This window comes from Amycolatopsis sp. NPDC104775 (assembly GCF_055583325.1).
The window spans coordinates 348,595-371,186 of the sequence record NZ_JBVJOE010000009.1 but is presented as its reverse complement, the minus strand read 5'-3'; the positions used below and the strand labels follow the sequence as shown (position 1 = coordinate 371,186).

Here is a 22,592-nt window from a genome sequence, read left to right as displayed (position 1 = left end):
GCCGTGCCGTGCCGTGCCGTGCCGTGCCGTGCCGTGCCGTGCCGTGCCGTGCCGTGCCGTGCCGTGCCGTGCCGTGCCGTGCCGTGCCGTGCCGTCAGGACCCGAGACGGCCGCCACCGCCAAAGCTCCAGCCGCAGCGTTAGCCGACTCCGTCCCCACGCTTCAACCCGACCCTCAAACCGGCCGACGCGCCTCCTTCCAGTCTCTCGGCCCATCGATCGCCTTCCACGCCTGCTCCCTGACGCCGTCAGTCGAAGAAACTCGGCACGTCCAACGCCCCTCCCGCTGCTTCGAACTCGTCGTGCACGGCTTTGCGCAGCTCCGCGTCGGCGAGATAGTCGGCGGCTGTCAGAGCCAGCCCCAGCGCGCCGTCGACGACCGCCTGATCACCCGTCGGCGACCCGGCAGCTTCGGCGAATTCCTTAGTATGCAACGCGACCGTCGGCCCGGAGACCGCGATCATCGGATGCAGGGCGGGCATGCGGAACGACAAGTTTCCGAGGTCCGTGCTCCCGGTCAGAGACTCCGGAACGATGCCCGGCGGCAGCGGTTTCCGCCCGGTGCCCCGCTGATTGACCGACCACCGTCCGGCCAGCGTGGTGTTGAACCGGATCGGCAGGTACGCCGGTTGCGCGTCCCAGTGCAATTCCACTCCGCAGCCCGTCATTTCGGCTGCGCCGCGGGCGATCGCGGTCATCCGGCTGGCCAAATCGCGCAGTGTCTGGGGATTCGCCGACCGCAGATAGAACAACAGAGCCGCCCGGGCGGGGATCACGTTCGGCCGGGCGCCCCCGTCGGTGAAGATGCCATGCACTCGGTCGCTCGACGGCAACTGTTGCCGTAGCGCGGACACTCCTTGATAGGCCGCCACCGCAGCGTCGAGCGCGTTGCGTCCCATGAACGGCTGCGCCGAAGCATGTGCGCCGACGCCGTGGAACACCATCTCAAGCTGTCGCCTGCCGAGGAAGGGGTGCAGCGCGATGTCGTGGCTGAACGGATGCAGCATGATCACCGCGTCGACATCGTCGAAAACCCCAGCGCGCGCGAGCGTTTCCTTGCCGCCACCGCCTTCCTCCGCGGGAGTGCCCACCAGCGACACGCGGCCGCCGAGTCGTTCGGCCACTGCCGCCGCACCGAGGAACCCGCCAGCGCCCGCAGCGCAAATGACATTGTGTCCGCACCCATGCCCCAGTCCGGGCAGCGCGTCGTACTCAGCCAAGACCGCGATGTGCGGTCCGCCGTTGTCCGTCGTTCCGGTGCGCAACGCGGTGTCCAGTCCGCCCAGCCCCACGGTGACGTCGTGTCCGCGGGCTCGCAGCAACTCGGCGAGCGCGCCGACTGACCGGTGTTCGGCGAACCCTTCTTCCGGATGCTCGTGCAGATCCCGGCTGAGCGCGACGAGTTCGTCGGCTCGGGCCCGTACTTCTTCTTCAACCGCAGCACGGGTTTCCGCATCGGATCCGGCATGGTCGGAGCCGAGCGGTTCGGCGGCGGCCACGGCATCGGCGGTGGCTTCGACGAGGGAACGGAGGTGGCTGTCGTCGGGCGGGACAGGTGCGGCGTGGGTCATGCGGGGAATGCTATCCCCGAACCCCGACAGAAATGGATCACTGCACGTCAGACAGCCGACCGGAGACGAGTTGAGCGACGCCGAAGTACTGTTCGCGCACCTCGTCGAAGCCGCGTGCGCGCAAGCCCGCGGCGATCTCCCCTCGGTCGAACATGCGTTGTCCGCTGAGGATTCCTCCTGCCGTGTCGGCGATCCGGGTCGGCTGGCAGTCTCGGCGGGCGCTCGTGAGCAGGACGATCCGGCCCCCGGGACGCAAAATCCGGGCAAACGAATCGAGTGCGCGTTCCGGCTCGGCGAACATGTGCAGGGCGGCGAAGCAGCAAATAGCGTCCACAGTGGACGAAAGCAGCGGCGGCTCGACCGCGTCTGCGCGCAGGTAGGCCACGGACGGCGAGTCGGTCTCTTCGACTGCGCGCGAAAGCATGCTGCGGGCGCCGTCCAAGCCGATCGCGAGCCCGTCTGGCCCCACGGCTGCGCCGAACGCACGCGTGAATCGTCCGGTGCCGCACGCGACGTCGAGCGCGACCTGCCCTGGCCGCAGCGCGAGCCGTTCGGTGGCCAGTGCGACCTCGCCAGCCATGCTCGGGCCACCGAGTCCTTTGAGGACGCGGCCTAGAACTGGCCGCCAGTAGCGTTCGTATACCTGCGGCAGCAGTGTTGTGCGCATGAGCCGCTGAGTGAGCCCGGTGGGTGGGCCGGCTTGGGCTGCGTCGCCGAGCGTGTCGAGGAAGCCGTCGGCGGTCGTGGCGGGCTCGCTGAGCAGATCGGCGAGCCGTTGCTGGGTGCTGTGGTGCGGCACGGGGGTCCTCTCGATGGGGATACCCGCAGTATGCGGCATGGACGGGCCACTCGTTCGAGTGAAGATCTGCCCGATCAAGCGTTCGAGGCCCGGCATTGTCGGTGCCTGTTCCTAACGTCGTCCGCACGGTCTCCGGCTCGCGGAGACCAGCGAGGAGGACTGACTGATGACCGCACCGATCCTGCGTCCGATCGACCTGCCCACCGGGGAAATCGCCGTGCACGGGGCCTTCGACCTGAGCGCCGCGTCGCAATGGCTCGCCGCGGCGGGTCCGGCGGGATCCTTCGTCGCCGAGCCGGGTGTGCTGCGGGTGGCGTTCCCGGTGGAAGGGGTCTGGACCCACGCCGGGGCCGCGATCCGGCAGAGATCCCCGGGCGCAGTGGAAGTCGGAGTGTTGGCGCCGGTGGAGATCGCCGCGCGGGTGGTCGCGCAGGTGAGCCGGATGCTTTCGCTCGATGTCGACGAGTCCGGGTTCGCTGAGGTCGCGAATCGCGACTCGGTGGTTCGGCGGCTGCACGCGCGCCACAGCGGGGCGCGCCCGGTGCTGTATTCGTCGCCGTATGAAGCGGCTTGCTGGGCCGTGCTCATGCAAGGAATGCGGACTACGCAGGCGATGCGGTTGCGTGAAAAGCTCGCCGTGCTGCATGGCCATCAGGTGGGCGAAGACGGACCGTTTTCCTTTCCCACGCCACACATTCTGGCCGAGCTAGGCGACGAGCCGTCGATGGGGCCGTTCCGGCTCGCCCGCCTCCGAGCTGTCGCCCGGGCGGCTGCCGACGGCCGTCTGGACACCGAAGAGCTGCTGGCGCTGCCGATCCCCGACGCGATGAGCCGGCTGTGCGCGATCCCGGGCATCGGAGCGTTCTCCGCCGAGCAGATTCTGCTGCACGGCGCGGGGCACCCCGATCTCTTCCCCCGGCTGGACACCCAGCTCCACCGGATTTTGTGCGCGGAGTACGCGTTGCCTCCCGACACGCCGCCGGACGAGCTTGAACCTCTTGCTGAGGACTGGCGTCCGTATCGGTCGTGGGTCGCTCATCTTTTCCGGCTCGACCGGCTGAGGATGTCGGCGTCCGGGGAGGAGACGGACTGAGCAGTGTGTGAAATCGCGGATCGACAGGAAGGAGACGCCATGGAATGAGGCCGCGCCTATACCGAAGCGCCGTCGGCTGATGTTGCCTGGGCACTCACAGCAGCCAAATAAGGCCTGTGGTGAGGTGTGCGCGTGACTACGCCTGCACTCGCCGTCTCGACTGTGCTCAGTGCTCGACCGGGCACCGGGGAAATCCCTGGTGTGGCCATGGCAGCGGGCACTGGGACAGTCGGTGCGGCGCTGGAACAGGCGAACACGCCGGGCGTCATCACGCTGGTCACTGGCGGTATCGCGTTGCTGGTAGTGCTGGCCGGTGGGACGCCGTGGAGGTTCGCCCGCAACGTCATCACGATCGTGCACGAGGCAGGCCACGCGTTGGCTGCGGTGACGGTTGGACGGCGACTGCGGTCGATCCGGCTGCACTCGGACACCTCCGGGGTCACCGTGTCACGCGGCAAGCCCGAGGGGCCGGGCATGGCGTTCACGGCTTTGGCCGGGTACGTCGCGCCGTCGGTCCTGGGACTGCTGTTCGCGAGCCTCGTCGGGGCTGACCTGATCACCGCGGTGCTCGTGCTGGTCGCGTTGCTGCTGCTGGGTGTGCTGATCATGGTGCGCAACGCCTATGGCGTGTTCACGGTGGTGGCGAGTGCTGTCGTGCTCGGGCTCGTCGCTCTGGTCGCGCCGAAGGTGGTGCAGGCGCCGTTCGTGTATCTGCTGACCTGGTTCCTGCTGTTCGGCGGGGTGCGGCCGGTGGTCGAGCTCCAGCTCAAGCGGCGGCGTGGCCAGGCGCGGGATTCCGACGCCGATCAGCTGAGCCGATTGACCGCTGTGCCCGCGGTGTTGTGGGTGCTGGTGTTCGGCGTGCTCACGGTGAGCTGCGTCATCGCGGGCGGGCTGTGGTTGCTGCAGCCGTTGGCGTTGTGACGGGTGGCTGCGGTTCCGGCTCGCGGTGAGGTGAAGCGGGCTGGTGGCTCAGTCGTGTGGTGCGGCTGAGTGGGTCGCGGCGGTTCGGCTCGCGGGCCGCGGAGATCCGGCGGACGGTGCAGGGTGCGCCCGGGCCGCCCTGATGCTGGCGACCACGCTGCTCATCGTGCTCGGCGCGGTGCCGGTGGTGCTCGGCGACGACGTCCATGGACGGCGGGTTGCGGTGGAGCCGCCGACGGCTGGGCGGAACGGCCGATAGCTGGACGCCCCGGCTGGTGGATGCGACGGAGCGGCCACCAGCCCGGGCAGGACGGCTGGTGGGCGAGGCCGAACGGCTGGTGGCAGAGCAGGGCGACCGGTAGCCGGGGCGGAACGGCTGGTGGCACGGGCAGAACGCGCGATGGCTGCGATGGTGCTGGTGGTGCCGTTGGTGGCTGGGCTGTGCAGCCGAGCGTTGGGGCTGCGCGGGTTGAGGTCGTGCGTGCTCAGCTGCGGTCGGCCTCCCTGTCGCGCGAGCTGGTGCCTTCGGCGTTGAACGCGGTCGGGCGGGTAGCCGACGGCTGCGTCCGTTGACGTCGTGGGTGTCCGCTTTGCTGCGGTTCGTTCGTCAGCGGAGGTGTCGCGGCGGGTCTGTCGACCGGATGGTCGTCTGGGTGGGCGGCGGTTCGTGAGGCGGGTCGATGCGAGCCGGGGCACTGCGGCCGTGAGCGGCGGCGTTGTCGACCATGTGGCCGACCTGGAGACTGGCGCCGCGGGTGTCCCGAGGGCTGAGCCCGTCGTCTCCCCATGTGGGCGGGTACGGCAGACTGGACGTCTGTTGAGCCGCCGGAGGGAGACAGGCGATGGACGAGGTCGCGAAGGCCGTCGAGGAGTGTGCGCGGGCCGCGAAGGCGGCTGCGCCGTCGTTGGCCGCTGCCGGGGACGACGCGGTGGACGCGGCGCTTGTCGGGATGGCGGAGCGGCTCGTCGCGCACCGGGACGAGGTGCTCGAGGCCAATCAGGCCGACGTCGCCAAGGCGAAGGCCGACGGGATGAGCGCGGGTCTTCTCGACCGGCTCACCATCACGCCCGAGCGGCTCGACGGGATGGCCGCGCAGCTGCGATTGCTGGCCAGCGCGCCGCACCAGGAGCGGTCGGTCGACGTGTCCACGTTGGACGGCGGGCTGCGGCTGGTCGAGCGGCGGCGCCCGGTGGGCGTCATCGGCGCGAACTACGAGGCGCGGCCGAACGTGACGGTCGATGTGGCGTCGCAGCTGGTCAAATCGCGCAACGGTGGCGTGCTGCGGACCGGGTCGGCGGCGCTGGGGTCGGCGCAGCGGTTGCGGGACGTCGTGATCGCGCCCGCGCTCGAGGCTGCGGGGATCAACCCGGACGTCGTGCAGCTGGTGCCGCGCGTGGAGCGGGAGGCGGCGTCGGCGCTGGTTCGGCTTCCCGAGCTTGTTCCGCTCGTGATCCTGCGCGGGAGCGGCGACAGCACGCGCGCGCTGGCGACCGAGGCCGCGGTGCACGGGGTGCGGACGCTGGCGCACGCCGACGGTGGCGGAGTGCTGTACGTCGACGTCGCGGCGGATGCGGACAAGGTCCGGGACCTGGTGTTCTCGAGCCTTGACCGGCTCGGCGTCTGCAACCGGCTGAACCTGCTGCTGATCCACGAGGACGTGCACGACGCGGTGTGGCCGCGGATCGAGTCGGCGCTGGCCGAACGCGGCGTCACGCCCTCGCTCGCGCCGCACGAGCACCCGATCGGCTACGAGTGGGCGCTGGACTCCGAGCGGGAGGCGACGGTCACCGTAGAGAAGGTCGGCGGGCTCGTCGACGCGGTCGAGATCGCGAACGAGCGCACATCCGGGCTCGCCGCGGGGATCGCGACCGAGAACCCGGCGGCCGCGGAGCAGTTCTTCGACGGCTACACCGGCACCGGCGTGTTCTGGAACGCGCCGACCCGGCTGCTGGACGGCTTCAAGCTGCTCGCGGTGCCCGAAACCGGCATCAACCTCGACCGGGTGCCTGGTCCGCGCGGGCCGGTCACCTACACCGACCTGTACGTGCGCCAGTACGCCGTCGTGCCCGCCTGACCTGGCCGGAGCACGATGAGCGGAGGGGCACGATGACCGGGCGGCCGCACGTCCTGCTGTCCGCGGCGCAATCGCTGGACGGCTACCTCGACGACGCCGGCAGCACCCGTCTGCTCCTGTCCAACGAGGACGACTTCGCGGAGGTCGACCGGCTCCGCGCCGAGGCTGACGCGATCCTCGTCGGCGCGGGCACGGTCCGGGCCGACAACCCGCGGCTCCTCGTGCGCTCCGCCGAACTTCGCCGCGAACGGGTCGCGGCGGGGCGGCCGGAGCAGCCGGTGAAGGTGACGGTTACGAGCAGCGGCAAGCTGGATCCGGCGTCGCGGTTCTTCACCGTCGGCGACACCGAGAAGCTCGTCTACGCGCCGCGGGGCAGTGCGGACAGCCTGAGCGCGGTCACGACGGTGGTGGAGGTCGGCAGTCCGCCGCAGCTCGAGGATGTCCTCGACGACCTCGGCGCGCGCGGCATTCAGACGCTGCTCGTCGAGGGCGGCGGGGCAGTGCACACGCAGTTCCTCGACGCCGGGCTCGCCGACGAACTCCGCCTCGCGATCGCGCCGGTCATGGTCGGCGATCCGCGAGCGCCGCGGTTTCTCGGGCCGGGTGCGTTCCCGCGACCGTTGGAACTGACGGAAGTGCGGCGGCTCGGCGACGTCGCGGTGTTGCGGTATCGCGCCACGGCTGAGCCGTCGTCGCTCGATCTGCTGCGGCTGCGGCAGGCCATCGAGCTGGCCGACGAGTGCCCGCCGAGTTCGACATTTCGGGTCGGCGCGGTCGTCGGGCTGCCGGACGGGACGGTGCTCGCCACTGGGCATTCCGGCGAAGGCGATCCGCGCAATCACGCGGAAGAGGCCGCGCTGGCGAAGCTCGATCCGCACGACCCGCGGCTCGCCGACGCGACCATGTACAGCTCGCTCGAACCGTGCAGCGATCGCGCGTCCCACCCGAAAAGCTGCACGCAGCTGATTCTCGAAACGGCCATTCCGCGGGTGGTGATGGCCTGGCGGGAACCGTCGTTGTTCGTCGAGGCCGAAGGGGTCGAGCGACTGGTCGCGGCCGGACGGCGGGTGATCGAAGTCCCGGCGCTGGCTTCGGAGGTCCGCCGGGCGAATACGCACCTGCCCGGCGTTCGGCCCTGACCCGTCCGGCGCACGCGAGAAGATCGGGCGCTGCCACGCGGAATTCGCGTCGCAGCGCCCGATCGGGAAAACTAGCCGGTCAGCATGCTCCGTTGTCGGTCCAGACGCCCCACTGGCCGGTTGTACCGGGTTCCTCGCCCTGCGTCCACCATTTGGCGGTCCATTTGTGGCCGTTGTGCGCGACCACGTTGCCGCCGGTGTAGACCTGGGTTTTCTGCCATTCCGCGGCCGAGCAGGTGCCCGGAGGATTGCCCGTCGAACTGGTCGGGCTCGTCGGCGGAGTGGTCTGCGGCGGGGTCGCGCCGGCGAACCGGGTGGTGAACTTCGTGAAGTCCCAGTCGTTTTGCTGGACGTTCGAGCACACGCCGTTGTCGGTCGTCGTCGTGCACTGCCGGTCGCGGTTCACCGACCAGAAAGTGAACCGGCCGAGATGGTGGCTCGTCGCGTAGTCGTACACGGTCTGGAAATCGGAAACGTTGAAGAATTCCGACGAGTCCGATTTCCCGTTCATTCCCGAGAAACCCTCGTGCGCGTACGCGGTGGCGCTGTCCCAGCCGAGGTGGCTTTGGAGCAGGCCGTGGAACGCCTCGAGCGCCGACACCTGCGACGCGCCGCCGCCGGTGAACCCGCCGTCGAACGGCATGATCGAGAAGTTGTTGGGGGAGAAGCCGATCGACTTCGCCTGGTCCAGCAGTTGGGTGCCGAACCAGCCGGTGCCCGCCGCGGTTCCCGGCATGGTCACCGAGACGAACAGCCCGGGGTTGTCCGCCTGCAGCTTTTTCGCCGCGCCGAGTTCGTTCGCGATGGCCGCGGTGTCTTCGTACTCGGGTTCTTCGAGGTCGAAGTCGATGGCTTTCAGGTTGTATTTCGCGACGACCTGCTGGTAGGCCGCGGCGGTCGCGTCGACGGTGCCGCAGGTCTGACCCAGTTTCGTGCCGCCGTAGCCGCCGACCGACACCGACACGTCGCCGCCGTTGCCGCGGATGCGGTTGATCGCGTCGCCGACCGTCGTGTCCGAGGAAACCGGGGAGGTGCCGTCCCAGGTGGGGCTGCATCCGCCGCCCTTGGGCGCGAGGATGAAGGCCAGCTGGAACGCTTTCTGTCCGGTCGCGTTCATGACGGTCACCGGGTCGGGCGGGTTGTTGCTCTGCGGCATGAGGTACGGCGCGGAGGCGTACCAGTTGTTGTCGAGGCCGGTCGACGTCCCGGTCTGCGCGTGGGCGGTCGCGGCCACGACGGCAGCTGCCCCGGCCACGGTAGCGGCGGCGACGAGTGTGGCGGCCAGTCTGCTTCGCTGCATCTGTCCTCCGGCGAACATTCGGAAAATGAATGCGGTAAGCATTGGACTAGACCATTATGAAGTCAAGGTGCGGTCGGCTGCTCTTGTTCCGCGGGCGGCTGGTTCGGGGGGAATGCCGGAATTCGGTGCGGCGGGTTCACCCTTGCGGCGCAACGGTTCCGCGCGAAGGGACGCGGACCGCTGGGGCGAGTGGTCCGGTGCGGAAGGGGGAAGCGGTGACGGTGCGGTTGGACTGGGCGGGAGCGGGCAGGCGGCGCGGGGCGGGGGCAGGGGTCGCCGGTCGGCGGGAAAGTTCGCGCGTGTGCGGGGGTGGTGGCGGGAGTTGTGGTGGTGGCGGGGCTGGGCTGGGAGGGCTTGGCGGTAGGAGCTGGAGCGGGTTAGGCGGACGTCGGTGGGCGGCATCACGGTTGGATGGTGGGTGGGGCCGGGGTTTCGGCGGCCGATGGTGGGCGGCGTCGCGGTTGGATGGTCGGCGGGGCCGGGGTTTTGCGGACGCTGGTGGGCGGGGTTGTGGTGGGGCTGGTGAGCGGAGGCCAGGTTTCGGGGGATGCGGGTTGGCGGTGACGCGGTTTCTGCGGACGTCGGTGGGCGGGGTTGTGGTGGGGCTGGTGAGCGGAGGCCAGGTTTCGGGGGATGCGGGTTGGCGGTGACGCGGTTTCTGCGGACGTCGGTGGGCGGCATCGCGGTCGGATGGTGGGCGGAGGCCGGAGTTTTGGCGGATGCTGGTGGATGCCGTCGCGGTTGGGTTGGTGGGTGGAGGCCGTCGTTTCGAGGGGCGTCGGTGGGTGCCGTCGCGGTCTGGCTGGCGGGCGGAGGCTGGAATTTCGAGGGGCGCGGGTCCGCGGTGTCGCGGTTGGACTGCGTGAGCGGGGGTCGAGGCTTCGGTGACTGGACGCGGAGTGCTGGCGGTGACGGGCTGGCGGCGACGTGGTCGGTTGGGGAGTTCAGCGCGGGGTCTGGCTGCGCGGTGACTGGTCGGGAGAGAAAGCTGAGCCGGTGCGGCGGAAGTACGGAAGTGGCTGCCTCGGCAGACGGGGGCGGATGACCCGTCGGGCAGTGCGAGCAGCGTGAATTCGAGTGCTGGCTAGCGCCGCAGCAGCCGGAGGCGGGCATGGGTACTGGCCAGAGGGATGGCCGGGACCCCGCCAGGGCATGGTCTGGACCAGAGATTCCTTGACAGGGCGGCCACGCAGTGAACCGGCCGCCGCGGTCGCCTTGGCTGGGCAACGGTCGACTCCAGCCAAGGCGAAACCGCGCGAGGTGAGCTCAGTCGTTCTCCAGATCGCCTTCCAGTGTCAGGTATACCTCGCGCATCTGGGCCATCAGCTCCGGATCCGGTTCTTCCCACAGGCCCCGGTCGGCGGCTTCCGTCAGGCGTTCGATGATTCCCCGCAGGGCCCACGGGTTCGCGTCGCGCAGGAACTGCTGGTTTTCCTCGTCCAGGACGTACGACTGCGACAGCTTCTCGTACATCCAGTCGCCCACGACGCCTGCGGTGGCGTCGAAGCCGAAGAGGTAGTCCACGGTCGCGGCGAGTTCGAAGGCGCCCTTGTAGCCATGGCGGCGCATCGCGGAGAGCCAGCGCGGGTTCACCACCCGGGCGCGGAAGACGCGGGCCGTTTCTTCGCCCAGGGTGCGGGTGCGGACGGCGTCGGGCGTGGTGGAGTCGCCGACGTAGGAGGCGGGGGCGGAGCCGGTCAGGGCGCGGACGGTGGCGATCATTCCGCCGTGGTATTGGAAATAGTCGTCTGAGTCCGCGATGTCGTGTTCGCGGGTGTCGGTGTTCTTCGCGGCCACGACGATGCGTTTGTACGACGTTTCCATGTCTTCGCGCGCGGGGCGGCCGTCCAGGTCCCGGCCGTAGGCGAAGCCGCCCCAGACCGCGTAGACCTCGGCCAGGTCCTTGTCGTCGCGCCAGTTTCCGGAGTCCATCAGGGGGAGCAGGCCCGCTCCGTACGCGCCGGGTTTCGAGCCGAAGATGCGGGTGGTGGCGCGGCGGTCGTCGCCGTGGTGAGCCAGGTCCGCGGCCACGTGGGCGCGGACGTAGTTGGCGGATTCCGGTTCGTCCAGGGAAGCCGCCAGGCGGACGGCGTCGTCCAGCAGGGTGATGACGTGCGGGAAGGCGTCGCGGAAGAAGCCGCTGATGCGGACTGTCACGTCGATCCGGGGGCGGCCCAGTTCGGACAGCGGGATGGGTTCGATCCCGGTGACCCGGCGGGAGGCCTCGTCCCAGACTGGCTGGATTCCCAGCAACGCCAGTACTTCGGCGGCGTCGTCGCCGGAGGTGCGCATGGCGGAGGTGCCCCAGACGGACAGGCCGACCGACCGCGGCCAGTCGCCGGTGTCTTCGCGGTAGCGGCGGAGCAGGGAATCCGCCAGGGCCTGGCCGGTTTCCCAGGCCAGGCGGCTGGGGATGGCTTTCGGGTCCACCGTGTAGAAGTTCCGGCCGGTGGGCAGGACGTTGACCAGGCCGCGCAAAGGGGAACCGCTGGGGCCCGCGGGGATGTAGCCGCCGTCCAGGGCGTGGAGTACGGCGTCCACTTCGGACGAAGTGCCTGCCAGGCGGGGGACGATTTCGGTGGCGGCGAAGGTCAGGACGCGGGCGACCTCGGTGTCCAGGGAACCCAGGACTTCGGTGACTACTGACGAGACCGAAGCGGGGGACCACGCGTGGTTTTCCATGGCGGAAACCAAGGTGTGGGCGGTGGTTTCGATGGCGTCTACTTCGGACAGTGGAGCGTCCGAGTTTTCCTTTAGCCCCAGGGCAGAGCGGAGGCCGGGGACGGCGCCTTGCTTGCCGCCCCACATTTGCTGGGCTCGGAGCATGGCCAGGACCAGGTTGACGCGCGCTTCGCCGACCGGGGCCTCGCCCAGAATGTGCAGGCCGTCGCGGATTTGAGCGTCTTTGACCTCGCACAGCCAGCCGTCGATGTGCAGCAGGAAGTCGTCGAATTCGGCGTCGTGCGGGCGTTCTTCGACGCCGAGGTCGTGGTCGAGTTTCGCGGCCTGGATGAGGGTCCAGATCTGCGCCCGGATCGCGGGGAGTTTAGCCGGGTCCATGGCGGCGATGTTGGCGTGTTCGTCCAGCAGTTGCTCAAGGCGGGCCAGATCGCCGTAGGACTCGGCGCGCGCCATGGGCGGGACCAGGTGGTCCACGATGGTCGCGTGCGCGCGGCGTTTCGCTTGGGCGCCTTCGCCGGGGTCGTTGATCAGGAACGGGTACACCAGGGGCAGGTTGCCCAGAACGGCGTCCGGGGCGCAGGCGGCGGAAAGGCCCGCGGTCTTGCCGGGCAGCCATTCCAGCGAGCCGTGTTTGCCGAGGTGGACCACCGCGTGCGCGCCGAATTCCTCTTCCAGCCAGCGGTATGCGGCGAGGTAATGGTGGCTCGGGGGCAGGTCCGGGTTGTGGTAGATCGCGACCGGGTTTTCGCCGAAACCGCGTGGCGGCTGGATCATCAGCACGACGTTGCCGGACTGCAGCGACGCCAGGACGATGTCGCCCTCGGGATTTGCCGACGTGTCGACATACAGCGAACCGGGTGCGGGGCCCCAATGTTCTTCCATGGCTTCCCGCAACTCGACCGGCAGGGCAGCGAACCACTCGCGATAGCGGGCGGCGGGGACGCGGATCGGGTTGCCGGAAAGCTGTTCTTCGGTGAGCCATTCGGGATCCTGGCCGCCGGCGGCGATCAGGGCGTGGATCAACGCGTCGCCGTCCGGCTGGTCGGTGCCGGTCGGGGTGACGCCGGGGAAGGCGTCGGGGCCGAGGTCGTAGCCGCGGTCGCGCATGAGGCGCAGGAGTTTGATCGCCGAGGCGGGGGTGTCCAGGCCGACCGCGTTGCCGACGCGCGAGTGCTTCGTCGGGTACGCGGAGAGCATCAGGGCGATCCGGCGGTCCGGCGCGGGGGTGTGGCGGAGCCGGGCGTGCGCGAGGGCGATGCGGGCGACGCGGGAGGCGCGTTCGGGGTCGGCGAGGTAGCGGGGGAGGCCGTCGTCGTCGAATTCCTTGAAGGAGAACGGGACCGTGATGATCCGGCCGTCGAATTCCGGGACCGCCATCTGGTTGCCCGCGTCGAGCGGGGACAGGCCGTCGTCGCTGGCGGACCAGGTTTCGCGGTCGCTGGTCAGGCACAACGCCTGCAGCACGGGCACGTCCAGCGCGGCCATTTCCGCGACGTCCCACGATTCGTCGTCGCCACCGGCTCCCGCTTCCGACGGACGGGTGCCGCCCGCCGCCAGCACGGTGACCAGCAGCGCGTCGACCTTGCCCAGTTCGGCCATCATCTCCGGCGCGCGCGTGCGCAGGGAGGCGGTGTGGATCGGCAACGCCCGGCCGCCCGCGGACTCGACCGCGTCGGCCAGCGCGTGCACGAAACCGGTGTTCCCGGACAGGTGGTGCGCGCGGTAGTAGAGGATCCCGATGACCGGGCCGTCGTTCGAGGACTCCGGTCGCGAAAGCACGCCCCACGACGGAAGTTCGGCGGGCGGTTCGAAGCCTTCGCCGGTGAGCAGCAGGGTGTCGGACAGGAACCGGTGCAGCTGCGTGAGGTTTTCCGGACCGCCCTGCGCGAGGTACAGATGCGCTTGCGCGGCGATCCCGGCCGGGGTGGTGGAAAGCTTCATCAGCTCCGCGTCCGGCGTCTGCTCGCCGCCGAGCACGACCACGTGCGCTCCGGACGCGCGCAGCGTGTCCAGGCCTTCCTGCCAGGTCCGCGGCGTCCCGAGAATCCGGACGACGACGATCGACACGCCCTCCAGCAGCCCAGGGAGATCCGCCAGGGGAAGCCGGGAGGGGTTGCCGAGCCGGTAGTCCGCGCCGCTGGCCCGGGCGCTGAGCAGGTCGGTGTCCGAAGTGGACAGCAGCAGGATCACGGCGTTCCTCACTCGGGGTGTCCGCGCCCCGGGTCGTCGGGCACGCCGGCGGGAGTTCCTGGCTGCCGGCGGCCGCGGGGCCGCCGGTCACAGTGGCGGGACCGCCCCGGATTTCCACCGGGTTCCTCCGCGTGCCGACGCGTGTGCGCTCTTACTCTCGCCGGGCGCACCCGTGCCGTCAAGGTGAGCAGACCCTCACGCGGGCTTGCTTTCGTCCCCGATCCGCGGGAAGGGCGCGGTGGAGAACAGCACCTCCACCGCGACCTCGAAGAACTCCGCGATCCGCAGCGCCAGGTACAGGCTCGGGCTGTACTCGCCGCGCTCCAGGTACCCGATCGTCTGGTAGTGCACGCCGAGCGCGTCCGCGAGCTGCCGCCGCGAGATGCCGCGTTCGGCGCGCAGCACCGCGATGCGGTTGTAGACGTTCTCGCTCACCGCGCCTCACACACGCTGAAGTGCCCTTTCCCGTCGTGCCGCCACCGACGACCCCGATTCGCGCCGGGCCATCCGCTTCAGCAGGATCGGGGCCAGCACCAATCCGATCACGGCCCACGCGAGCAGCACCCCCAGGGTCGCCCACGGCCGCCAGGATTGCCCGATTTCGACGACGACCGCCTGGTCGGGCAGCAGTGCCGAGCGCATGCCGAGGCCGAGCCAGTACATCGGGAACACCTGCGCGACGTCCTGCAGCCAGACCGGCAGCGCGGTGATCGGGTAGAAGATCCCGGAGATCGCGCCGAGCCCGAGCATCGGCAGCATGACCAGGCCCATCATCCGCGAATCCTGGATCAGCGAGCCGATCGCCGCGCCGACCGGCATGGTCGCGACCAGGCCGACGGCGAGCACCCACAGCAGGTGCAGGATCGAGAAGAACCCGTCCGGGGCCAGTCCGGAGAACAGGAACAGCGACGGCACCAGCATCACGGTGATGCTCGCGACCTGCATCAGCGAGGACGTCGTGACCTTGCCGACGAGATAGCCGGACATTCCGTTCGGCGTCGCCTTCGCGCGCAGCAGCGTGCCGTCCTCGCGGTCGACGATCAGCGAACCGGCGACGGCGGACAGGCCGTTGAACACCACGCCCGCGCCGAGCACGCTCGGCACCGTCGCCGCGCCCAGCGAGAACGAGGTTCCCGGCAGCTGCGCCCCGCGCATGAAGAACAGCGTGCCGAAGATCATCGCCAGCCAGAAGAGCTGGCCGATCAGGTCGTCCCGGTTCGTCCACTGCTGGCGGAATTCGATCAACCCGCGGCGGAGTCCCACCCGCGCCGCGGTCCGCTGCGCCGTCGCCGTCATAGCGCACCTGCCGAGGTCAGCCCGGACTCCGCGCGCCGAACAAGCGTCAGGTAGGTCTCTTCCAGAGACGCGCGCCGAACCTCAAGGTCGGCAACCGCTTCGCCGTGCTGCTTGAACAACTCGTACACGTACTTCGTCGCTTCCGTCGTCGAGTGCACGAACCGCTGTCCGTCGAGCGTCCAGCGCACCTCGGCCTCGCCCGCGATCTGGCGGCTCAGCTGGTCCGGCGACCCGTCGGCGACGATGTGGCCGCCAGACAGGATCAGGATCCGGTCGGCGAGCTTCTCGGCCTCGTCGAGGTCGTGCGTGGTGAGCAGGATCGTGGTGTCGTCGTCGGCGAGCCGGTGCACGAGCTCGTGGAAATCGCGCCGCGCCCTCGGGTCGAACCCGGCGGTCGGCTCGTCGAGGAACAGCAGCTCGGGACGGCCGACGATGCCGATCGCCACGTCCAGCCTGCGCCGCTGCCCTCCGGACAGCATCCGGATCTTCTTGCCCGCGTGCTCGGCGAGCCCGACCGCTTCGATCAGTTCGTCGGTGTCCCACGGGCGGCGGATCCGGTCGGTGGAATACGGCGAGTAGTACGACCCGAGCAGGTCGAGCAGCTCGCGCACGCGCCATTTGCCGTGGTCGCGCCAGGACTGGAGGACGACCCCCAGCCGCGCCCGCCAATCCTCGCCGCCGCGCGCCGGGTCGGTGCCCAGCACGGACACCTCGCCCGCGGAGCGCATGCGGAACCCCTCGAGGATTTCGATCGTCGTGGTCTTGCCCGCCCCGTTCGGGCCGAGCAGGCACAGCACCTCGCCGCGATGCGCGGTGAACGACGTGCCGTGCAGCACGTCGTTCGTCCCGTACCGCATGCGTAGGCCTTCGACGCGGAGCACGGTGTCCGCTTGATCTCTCATTGGATGACCCCCATCCTGCCTGTGCGATCGAATGTAGCAGATGTACTACATTTGATCGCAAGCCTGTTAAACCGGCCGCGGGTTACAGTGAGGGCCATGTCCAGCCCTGCCCGCGTGCGTGCCGACGCCTGCCCCGGAGTCTTCGCGACGCACGACGCGGCGGACGGGCCGCTCGCGCGGGTCCGCCTTCCCGGCGGCGTGGTGACCGCGGATCGGTTGCGGGCCTTGGCAACCTGCGCGGAAGACCTCGGCGACGGGGACGTCCACCTGACTTCGCGGGCGAATGTCCAGCTGCGCGGAGTGCGCCGATCCGGGTTGGCGGCACGGCTGACGGAAGCTGGGCTGCTGCCGTCGCCCAGTCACGAACGCGTGCGAAACGTGCTGGCCTCGCCGTTGAGCGGGGTGCGCGGCGGGCTCGCGGATGTCCGGGGGCTTTCCGCGACGCTGGATCGTGAGCTGTGCGCGCGGCCAGCCCTTGCTGAGCTGCCTGGCCGGTTTCTGTTCGGCTTCGACGACGGACGCGGTGACGTCGTGGGCACGGACGTGTGCTGGCGCGCGGTCGGTCCGATGACCGGGGTGGTGCTGCTGGCGGGCGCTGATTCCGGCTGGCTGGTGCCGCGAGACGAAGCGGTGTCCGCGCTGCTCACGGTGGCGGAAACGTTTGCGCGCACGCGAGGTTCGGCGTGGCGGATCGGGGAACTGAACGATCCTTCGACGCTGCTGCCGGACGGCTCTCGCGAAGCTCCGCAGGAACGTCCGACGCGAATCGACCCGACCGTCGGGAGGATCCGGCGCGATGACGGCGGCGAGGCAGTGGGTGTCGCGCCCCGCTTCGGGCAGTTGACTGCCGCTCAGCTGCGCACGCTGGCCGAATTCGGCGACGCTGTGGTCACGCCGTGGCGTTCCGTGCTGCTGCCCGGCGGAGCGGACGTCGAACGCTTGCACGCGGCGGGTCTTTCGACGGATCCGGCGACGGCGGAGCTTAGCGCCTGCATCGGCGCGCCGGGGTGTGCGAAGTCTCTCGCCGACATCCGCGCGGACGCGGCGACACTGGTCGCGGACGGGGAGCGGGTGCACGTCTCGGGTTGTGCACGGCGGTGCGGACGGCCGTCCGGCGCCCACCGCGACGTTGTCGCCGAGCCCGGCGGCTACCGTGTCGACGGACGCTGGACGACGGCGTCCGAGTTGGCGGATGCGTTGGCGAGAAAGGGACCTTCGTGATCGACTACCTGCGGGACGGGGCCGAGATCTACCGGCACTCGTTCGCCACGATCCGCGAAGAGGCGGACCTGGCGATCCTGCCCGGCGACGTCGCGGGCGTCGCGGTGCGGATGATCCACTCCTGCGGCATGGTCGACCTGGTCGACGACCTGCGCTACTCGCTCGACGTGGTCGAGTCCGGCCGCGCCGCGCTGGAGGCGGGCGCGCCGATCCTGTGCGACGCGAAGATGATCGCCAGCGGCATCACGCGCAAACGGCTGCCCGCGGCGAACGACGTCGTGTGCACTTTGGACGACCCGAGCGTGCCCGGGCTGGCCGAACGGCTGGGCACCACGCGCTCGGCCGCCGCGCTGGAGCTGTGGCGCGACCGGCTGCCCGGTTCGGTGGTGGCGATCGGGAACGCGCCGACCGCGCTGTTCCGGTTGCTGGAGCTGCTGGACGAAGGGGTCGGTGCGCCGGCCGCGATCATCGGCGTGCCAGTCGGATTCGTCGGCGCGGCGGAGTCCAAAGTGGAATTGGCGAAGCGGGCGCCCGCGCCGTATCTGGTCGTGCACGGCCGTCGCGGCGGCAGTGCGATGGCCGTCGGCGCCGTGAACGCGATCGCGAGCGCGGTCGAATGACGGGGCGACTGTACGGCGTTGGGCTGGGTCCCGGCGATCCGGAATTGATGACAGTCAAAGCGGCGCGGCTGATCGGCGAGGCGGATGTCATCGCCTACCACAGCGCGCGGCACGGGCGCAGCATCGCGCGGTCGGTGGCCGAGCCGTATCTGCGCGAGGGACAGCTGGAAGAGCGGCTGGTCTACCCGGTCACTACCGAGACCACCGACCATCCCGGCGGTTACGAGGGCGCGATCGCCGATTTCTACGAGCTGAGCGCGAAAAAGCTCGCCGAGCACCTCGACGCCGGACGGGACGTGGTGCTGCTGTGCGAGGGCGATCCGTTCTTCTACGGCTCATACATGTACATGCACGAGCGCCTTGCCGGACGGTTCGAGGCCGAGGTGGTGCCCGGCGTGACGTCGGTGAGCGCGGCGGCGTCGGTGCTCGGCCGTCCGCTGGTGCAGCGCGACGAAGTGCTCACCGTGTTGCCGGGAACGTTGCCAGCGCCCGAATTGGCGCGGCGGCTGGCGGACACCGAAGCGGCGGCCGTGCTGAAATTGGGCCGTACCTTCGGTTCTGTCCGCGAGGCGCTGGCGGAGTCGGGCAAGCTCGAGGACGCTTGGTACATCGAGCGGGCGACCTGGGGACAGCAGCGGGTGGAGCCGTTCGCGGACGTCGATCCGGAGTCGGTGCCGTATTTCTCCTTGGCGTTGCTGCCAAGTCCGGCTTACAAGTCGCGTGTGGACGGTGAACCGGCGGTTGCGGCGGTCCCGTCGGCGCCGGTGGAAGGCGGCGAGGTCGTGGTCGTCGGGCTCGGTCCGGCCGGGCCGGAGTGGCTGACGCCGGAAGCGTCGGCGGAACTGGCGGCGGCGGACCACATCGTCGGCTACGGGCCGTATGTCGCACGGGTTCCGCAGCGAGCGGGGCAGCAGCGGCACGCGTCGGGGAACCGGGTCGAGGCGGACCGGGCGGTCGAGGCGTTGCAGCTGGCCGCGACGGGCGCGCGGGTGGCCGTGGTGTCGTCCGGGGATCCGGGCGTGTTCGCGATGGCTTCGGCGGTGCTGGAACAGGTTTCGGCCGGGAACGGGGCCGGTGCGCGAGTGCGGATCGTGCCCGGGGTGACGGCTGCGCAGGCGGCTGCGTCGCGGGTCGGGGCACCGCTGGGGCATGACTATTGTGTGCTGTCCCTTTCGGACCGATTGAAGCCATGGGACATCATCGAGCGCCGGCTGGACGCTGCTGGCGCGGCCGATCTGGTGCTGGCGCTGTACAACCCGGCTTCGCGGACTCGGGTTACGCAGCTGGCTAACGCGCGGGAAGTCCTGTTGCGGCACCGGGATCCGGGGACGCCGGTGGTGGTCGCCCGGGATGTCGGCGGGCCGGAGGAGGACGTCCGGGTCACCACGCTGGGCGAGCTGGATCCGTCTACTGTGGACATGCGGTGCCTGCTCATCGTGGGTTCTTCGCGCACGGTGGTGGAGGAAGGGCCGGACGGGCGGTCGATCGTGTGGACGCCGCGGAGTTATTCCTGACCTTTCCGCAGCAGCCGTTCCGCCTCGGCGAGGTGGCTGGTTGGATCTCCAGCCGCGCCTCGCGCCGGTCCTTCTCGCCGGGGCGTCCGGCGCGTCACGTCGGCGAATTCGCGCTGGCCAGCGTCCGCGGCTCGCGGCAAGTCCCGTGGTGCGCCGCCGGATTACCCGCTACCGAGTCGGGTCCTTGCCGTTCGGCTGAGACGGCCCCGGTCCAGGCGACCACCAGCCCCACACCGTCTTCTCCCCGTGCCGCACCGTCGGCGCCACCCCGGTCGTGTAAGGCTCGATCTGCAGCAGCTGTCCCCATGACTGGTACGGCTGCCCGTTCAGATAGCTCGGCACCTCGGGCTCTTCCGCGATCTCTTCGAGCCAGCCGTTCGGGCCGCCGTTGGTGCTGGACGCCCACTTCGCCTCGTCGGCCAGCTGGCCGGGCGTGATCCGGTAGTCCGGCATCGCGGAGATGCCGTCGTGCGAGGTGACTGGGTTCGCGCACGGGTACACGAACGACGCGGGCCAGTCGATGTACACCGATTTGCCCGCGAGCTTGTCGGTGAGCGTGGTGAAGGTCGGCACGCGCGGGGCGGAGGCGGCGATCCAGCCGTCCTCGGTGAGGTCGTTGTCCACCATCACGATCCGCACCGACGTGGTTTCCGGCGGCAGGTCGCGCAGGTTGATCCGGGTGTCGTTCCAGCCGCCGGTGCCCGCGCCGGGCGGGAGGGCGAACTGGCCGCGCAGCACGCGCACGCCTTCGGGGGTGGTGACGCCGTACTCCAGGCTCACCGACGTCGGACGCCGGGGCTGGCTCGCGGTGGCGACCACGATCTGGCCGTTCTCGGTCCGGTCGGTGAGCGCGTACCAGTCGCTGCGCAGCCGTCCGGCGCGGGTCGTGGTGTCGAGGTAGCTGCTCCACATCGGCACCTGGTCCTGCTTGAACCCGTGCGGCGGTTCTGCCAGCGGGTCCTTGTCGTCGACCGGGCTGGTGTGGAAGCCGGTCTGGACCCGGCCGTTGTCCTGGTCCGGGTTCGGCAGCGGGTTCGGCGGGTTCTGCGTCACCGGCTTCTCCGGCACGGTCCGCTGCTCGGGCTGCGGGTGCAGGATGCTCTTCGCGGCGTCGCGTTCCACCATCACGTGGTCGGACAGGTTGCAGCTCTTGCCGAACAGGTGCCCGAAGTTGGCCGCGCCCAGGCTGTAGCTGTCGCGCTGGAAGTAGATCGCCGCGCCCATCGTGTAGATCTCGCCCGCCGCGACCAGGCCGCACACCACGACCAGCGACAGCGAGCCGAGCCGCAGCGACCGGCTCCGGCCTTCCTGCTGGGTCAGCGCCGGGCCCGGCCGGTGCGCCCGGACGTTCTCCACGAACGCGTAGATCCCGGCGACCGCGGCGGCCCCGAGCAGGATCGTCGACAGCGGGACGCCGCCGATCGACGGCGCGACGTTCGTCCACGGCACGCCGATCCGCGAGACGAACCAGTAGGTGTTCGGCCCGGTCGCGGCGAGCGCGCCGACCACCAGCAGCACCGAGAGGAAGGCCGCGCGGTTGCGGTTGGAGCGCAGCACGGTCGAACTGGTCGCCAGCGCGGTCAGCGCCGCCATCGACGCGCCGACCGCGGCGAACGCGCCGAAGTGGTGGGTCCATTTCGTCGGGGTCAGCGCGAGCAGCAGGAAGAACAGCGCGGTGGTGCCGATCAGCCGGCGGCTGGGCCCGAGCGCCGCGCCGGGGATCCGGCCGCGGCGCAGCAGCACCACCAGGCAGGTGACCGTGCAGAGCAGCACGAGCAGCACCGGGAACCGGCGCGGCGCGGAGCCGTCCGGCAGGTTCTCGAACAGCAATTGGTACCGCGCGAGTTCCTGGAACCAGGACAGGTTCGGGCCGACCGCGGTGCGGATGCGGGTGGCCTCCTGGACGGTCGCGAACGTCTGGTCGGCGAACATCACCACGAGCACCAGGAAGCCGGACGCGAGGATCGGCGCGAGCATCGGCAGCCAGCCGCTCGCCGACCGCTGCCGGACCAGCTTGAACAGCGGTTTCCCGGCGACCAGGAACGGCGCGACGGCGATCAGCCCGGTCGGCGTCGCGGCGAGGGTGAACGCGGCCGCGGTCAGGCCGAGGCACAGCGGCAGCAGGCGGCGGGTGACCAGCGCGCGTTCGACCGCGCAGATCGCCAGCAGCGACCCGAGCGCGGCGACCGGTTCCGGCCGGACGCCGTTGTTGTAGGGCATCCACCAGACCAGGAACACCGCCGCGGCGGCCCAGCCCGCCGCGCGGCTGCGGCGGACCTGGGTGCCCAGCCGCGGCATCACCTCGCGGCTGATCAGCAGCCAGCTGATCACGCCGAGCAGGTACGAGGGCAGCCGGATCCACGGCGGCACCGTGCTGACGTGCGTCATCAGCTCGTACAGGTGGTAAAACCACCCGAACGGGGCCTCCGCGACGCCGAACCAGCGGTGGTAGTTCGTCAGGTACCCGGTGGCCTCGGTGACCCGGGCCATGGTGAGGATGTAGCCGTCGTCCGAGGTCACCGGCCCGATGAAGACCCACGCGCCGAGCACGCCGAAGACCGTCGCGTCGCGGCCGGTCAGCCGCCACCAGCCGACCGGGGCCCAGCGCGGCGCGCGGCGGGCGAAGCCGGAATCCATCCGCCAGACCGCGATCAGGCAGCCGAGGAACGACAGCGCGGCGAGGATGCCGACGACGAGCTTGAGCGTGGTCGGCGAGGTCTGGTAGCGGGTGTCCGGGACGACCGACACGTGCAGCCCGGCGATCGGGTCGCGCGCGGAGGTGATCGAGGAGTAGATGCCGAGGACCCGCGGCCGGACGTCGCCGGTGGTGTGGAAGATCGGGGTCTTGCCGACCGACAGCGTCATCTGGGTCGCGTCCGAGTCGAGCGTGACCGAGCAGCCGGTCTGCGGGAGCGGCTGCTGCGAGATTTGCTGGCCCTGGCTGGACGCGAGCAGCACGCCGTTGTCGACGCGCAGCTGCAGGCCGACGCCGTTGGCCGCGTGCTTGCCGGTGCGCCCGTCCGGGACGGTGGAGAACAGCAGCGCGGGGCCGTTCGTGCGCGCGTCGAGCGAGCGGATCGTCTCGCAGGGCAGCTCGGCCTTGAGGTTCTGGGCCCAGTACCCGGTCAAGGGCGCGTTGACGGCACGCGTGTCGGAGGCGGTGGGCCAGACGACTTCCGCGGTGTCCTGCACGACCGGCAGGAAGGGATAGGCCAGGGCGCACAGCGCCGAAAGCAACCCCAGCACTACGGCAATCGGACGCATTGG

The 22,592-nt window shown here is 70.2% G+C and carries 16 protein-coding genes and 1 riboswitch; of the genes, 8 read left to right on the top strand and 8 right to left on the bottom strand.

The genetic code is table 11. From position 1 onward, the window contains the following. Nucleotides 1–247: 247 nt before the first annotated feature. Both ACZ63D_RS34345 and ACZ63D_RS34340 read right to left on the bottom strand, forming a co-directional pair. The gene (locus tag ACZ63D_RS34345) at nt 248–1,570 is read right to left on the bottom strand and encodes a M20 family metallopeptidase (RefSeq protein ID WP_465358471.1); all 1,323 of its coding nucleotides are present in this window, start codon (nt 1,568–1,570) and stop codon (nt 248–250) included. A gap of 37 nt (nt 1,571–1,607) precedes the next feature. Next, nucleotides 1,608–2,369, bottom strand: coding sequence for a class I SAM-dependent methyltransferase (locus tag ACZ63D_RS34340; RefSeq protein ID WP_465358470.1), 762 nt, complete (start codon nt 2,367–2,369; stop codon nt 1,608–1,610). Between the two features lie 166 nt (nt 2,370–2,535). Here ACZ63D_RS34340 and ACZ63D_RS34335 point away from each other — a divergent pair, with 166 nt between their 5' ends. The 5 genes from ACZ63D_RS34335 (at nt 2,536) to ACZ63D_RS34315 (ending at nt 7,600) form a co-directional block, all read left to right on the top strand. Then, nucleotides 2,536–3,462 (top strand): DNA-3-methyladenine glycosylase family protein, encoded by a 927-nt coding sequence (locus tag ACZ63D_RS34335; protein WP_465358469.1) that lies wholly within the window; start codon nt 2,536–2,538, stop codon nt 3,460–3,462. Between the two features lie 207 nt (nt 3,463–3,669). Then, the gene (locus ACZ63D_RS34330; protein ID WP_465358488.1) at nt 3,670–4,386 is read left to right on the top strand and encodes a M50 family metallopeptidase; all 717 of its coding nucleotides are present in this window, start codon (nt 3,670–3,672) and stop codon (nt 4,384–4,386) included. 43 nt (nt 4,387–4,429) lie between these two features. Continuing rightward, nucleotides 4,430–4,645 carry a hypothetical protein gene (locus tag ACZ63D_RS34325; protein WP_465358468.1) on the top strand — a complete coding sequence of 72 codons (216 nt, stop codon included), beginning with the start codon at nt 4,430–4,432 and terminating at the stop codon, nt 4,643–4,645. Between the two features lie 583 nt (nt 4,646–5,228). After that, nucleotides 5,229–6,461 (top strand): aldehyde dehydrogenase family protein, encoded by a 1,233-nt coding sequence (locus ACZ63D_RS34320; protein WP_465358467.1) that lies wholly within the window; start codon nt 5,229–5,231, stop codon nt 6,459–6,461. A 32-nt stretch (nt 6,462–6,493) separates the two neighbouring features. Continuing rightward, on the top strand, nt 6,494–7,600 hold the full coding sequence (locus tag ACZ63D_RS34315; RefSeq protein ID WP_465358466.1) for a dihydrofolate reductase family protein: 1,107 nt from the start codon (nt 6,494–6,496) through the stop codon (nt 7,598–7,600). 79 nt (nt 7,601–7,679) lie between these two features. Here the strand turns inward: ACZ63D_RS34315 and ACZ63D_RS34310 are convergent, their stop codons facing one another. The 5 genes from ACZ63D_RS34310 to ACZ63D_RS34290 all read right to left on the bottom strand — a co-directional run bounded on the left by ACZ63D_RS34310 (nt 7,680) and on the right by ACZ63D_RS34290 (nt 15,970). Further along, the gene (locus ACZ63D_RS34310; protein WP_465358465.1) at nt 7,680–8,900 is read right to left on the bottom strand and encodes a chitinase; all 1,221 of its coding nucleotides are present in this window, start codon (nt 8,898–8,900) and stop codon (nt 7,680–7,682) included. Nucleotides 8,901–10,166: 1,266 nt separating this feature from the next. Further along, entirely contained in the window at nt 10,167–13,772 is a 3,606-nt protein-coding gene (gene cobN / locus ACZ63D_RS34305; protein ID WP_465358487.1) for a cobaltochelatase subunit CobN, read from the bottom strand. Between the two features lie 52 nt (nt 13,773–13,824). Continuing rightward, nucleotides 13,825–13,900, bottom strand: a riboswitch (cobalamin riboswitch). A 67-nt stretch (nt 13,901–13,967) separates the two neighbouring features. Next, nucleotides 13,968–14,207, bottom strand: coding sequence for a helix-turn-helix transcriptional regulator (locus tag ACZ63D_RS34300; protein ID WP_037354504.1), 240 nt, complete (start codon nt 14,205–14,207; stop codon nt 13,968–13,970). Nucleotides 14,208–14,213: 6 nt separating this feature from the next. Beyond that, a complete protein-coding gene (locus ACZ63D_RS34295) occupies nt 14,214–15,068 on the bottom strand; it encodes an ABC transporter permease (RefSeq protein ID WP_465358464.1) in 855 nt (284 codons plus the stop codon). Beyond that, a complete protein-coding gene (locus ACZ63D_RS34290) occupies nt 15,065–15,970 on the bottom strand; it encodes an ABC transporter ATP-binding protein (RefSeq protein ID WP_465358463.1) in 906 nt (301 codons plus the stop codon). The genes ACZ63D_RS34295 and ACZ63D_RS34290 overlap by 4 nt, the downstream gene beginning before the upstream one ends. A 96-nt stretch (nt 15,971–16,066) precedes the next feature. On the opposite strand from ACZ63D_RS34290, the gene ACZ63D_RS34285 reads away from it, so the two are divergent. From ACZ63D_RS34285 to ACZ63D_RS34275, 3 genes are read left to right on the top strand one after another with little or no spacing between them, the layout of a single operon-like run. After that, nucleotides 16,067–17,191, top strand: a complete 1,125-nt coding sequence (locus ACZ63D_RS34285; protein WP_465358462.1) for a precorrin-3B synthase — start codon at nt 16,067–16,069, stop codon at nt 17,189–17,191. Next, nucleotides 17,188–17,811: a precorrin-8X methylmutase gene (locus tag ACZ63D_RS34280; RefSeq protein ID WP_465358461.1), complete on the top strand. Its 624-nt coding sequence runs from the start codon at nt 17,188–17,190 to the stop codon at nt 17,809–17,811. The genes ACZ63D_RS34285 and ACZ63D_RS34280 overlap by 4 nt, the downstream gene beginning before the upstream one ends. Continuing rightward, nucleotides 17,808–19,325 (top strand): precorrin-2 C(20)-methyltransferase, encoded by a 1,518-nt coding sequence (locus tag ACZ63D_RS34275; RefSeq protein WP_465358460.1) that lies wholly within the window; start codon nt 17,808–17,810, stop codon nt 19,323–19,325. The genes ACZ63D_RS34280 and ACZ63D_RS34275 overlap by 4 nt, the downstream gene beginning before the upstream one ends. Nucleotides 19,326–19,493: 168 nt before the next feature. Here the strand turns inward: ACZ63D_RS34275 and ACZ63D_RS34270 are convergent, their stop codons facing one another. Beyond that, entirely contained in the window at nt 19,494–22,589 is a 3,096-nt protein-coding gene (locus ACZ63D_RS34270) for an arabinosyltransferase domain-containing protein (RefSeq protein WP_465358459.1), read from the bottom strand. Nucleotides 22,590–22,592: the final 3 nt, after the last annotated feature.

What these genes read in the sequence shown, in the direction of transcription:
- ACZ63D_RS34345 (WP_465358471.1), bottom strand. Translation starts at nt 1,570, where the DNA reads ATGACCCACGCCGCACCTGTCCCGCCCGACGACAGCCACCTCCGTTCC.
- ACZ63D_RS34335 (WP_465358469.1), top strand. Translation starts at nt 2,536, where the DNA reads ATGACCGCACCGATCCTGCGTCCGATCGACCTGCCCACCGGGGAAATC.
- ACZ63D_RS34330 (WP_465358488.1), top strand. Translation starts at nt 3,670, where the DNA reads ATGGCAGCGGGCACTGGGACAGTCGGTGCGGCGCTGGAACAGGCGAAC.
- ACZ63D_RS34320 (WP_465358467.1), top strand. Translation starts at nt 5,229, where the DNA reads ATGGACGAGGTCGCGAAGGCCGTCGAGGAGTGTGCGCGGGCCGCGAAG.
- ACZ63D_RS34315 (WP_465358466.1), top strand. Translation starts at nt 6,494, where the DNA reads ATGACCGGGCGGCCGCACGTCCTGCTGTCCGCGGCGCAATCGCTGGAC.
- ACZ63D_RS34310 (WP_465358465.1), bottom strand. Translation starts at nt 8,900, where the DNA reads ATGCAGCGAAGCAGACTGGCCGCCACACTCGTCGCCGCCGCTACCGTG.
- ACZ63D_RS34295 (WP_465358464.1), bottom strand. Translation starts at nt 15,068, where the DNA reads ATGACGGCGACGGCGCAGCGGACCGCGGCGCGGGTGGGACTCCGCCGC.
- ACZ63D_RS34290 (WP_465358463.1), bottom strand. Translation starts at nt 15,970, where the DNA reads ATGAGAGATCAAGCGGACACCGTGCTCCGCGTCGAAGGCCTACGCATG.
- ACZ63D_RS34285 (WP_465358462.1), top strand. Translation starts at nt 16,067, where the DNA reads ATGTCCAGCCCTGCCCGCGTGCGTGCCGACGCCTGCCCCGGAGTCTTC.
- ACZ63D_RS34275 (WP_465358460.1), top strand. Translation starts at nt 17,808, where the DNA reads ATGACGGGGCGACTGTACGGCGTTGGGCTGGGTCCCGGCGATCCGGAA.
- ACZ63D_RS34270 (WP_465358459.1), bottom strand. Translation starts at nt 22,589, where the DNA reads ATGCGTCCGATTGCCGTAGTGCTGGGGTTGCTTTCGGCGCTGTGCGCC.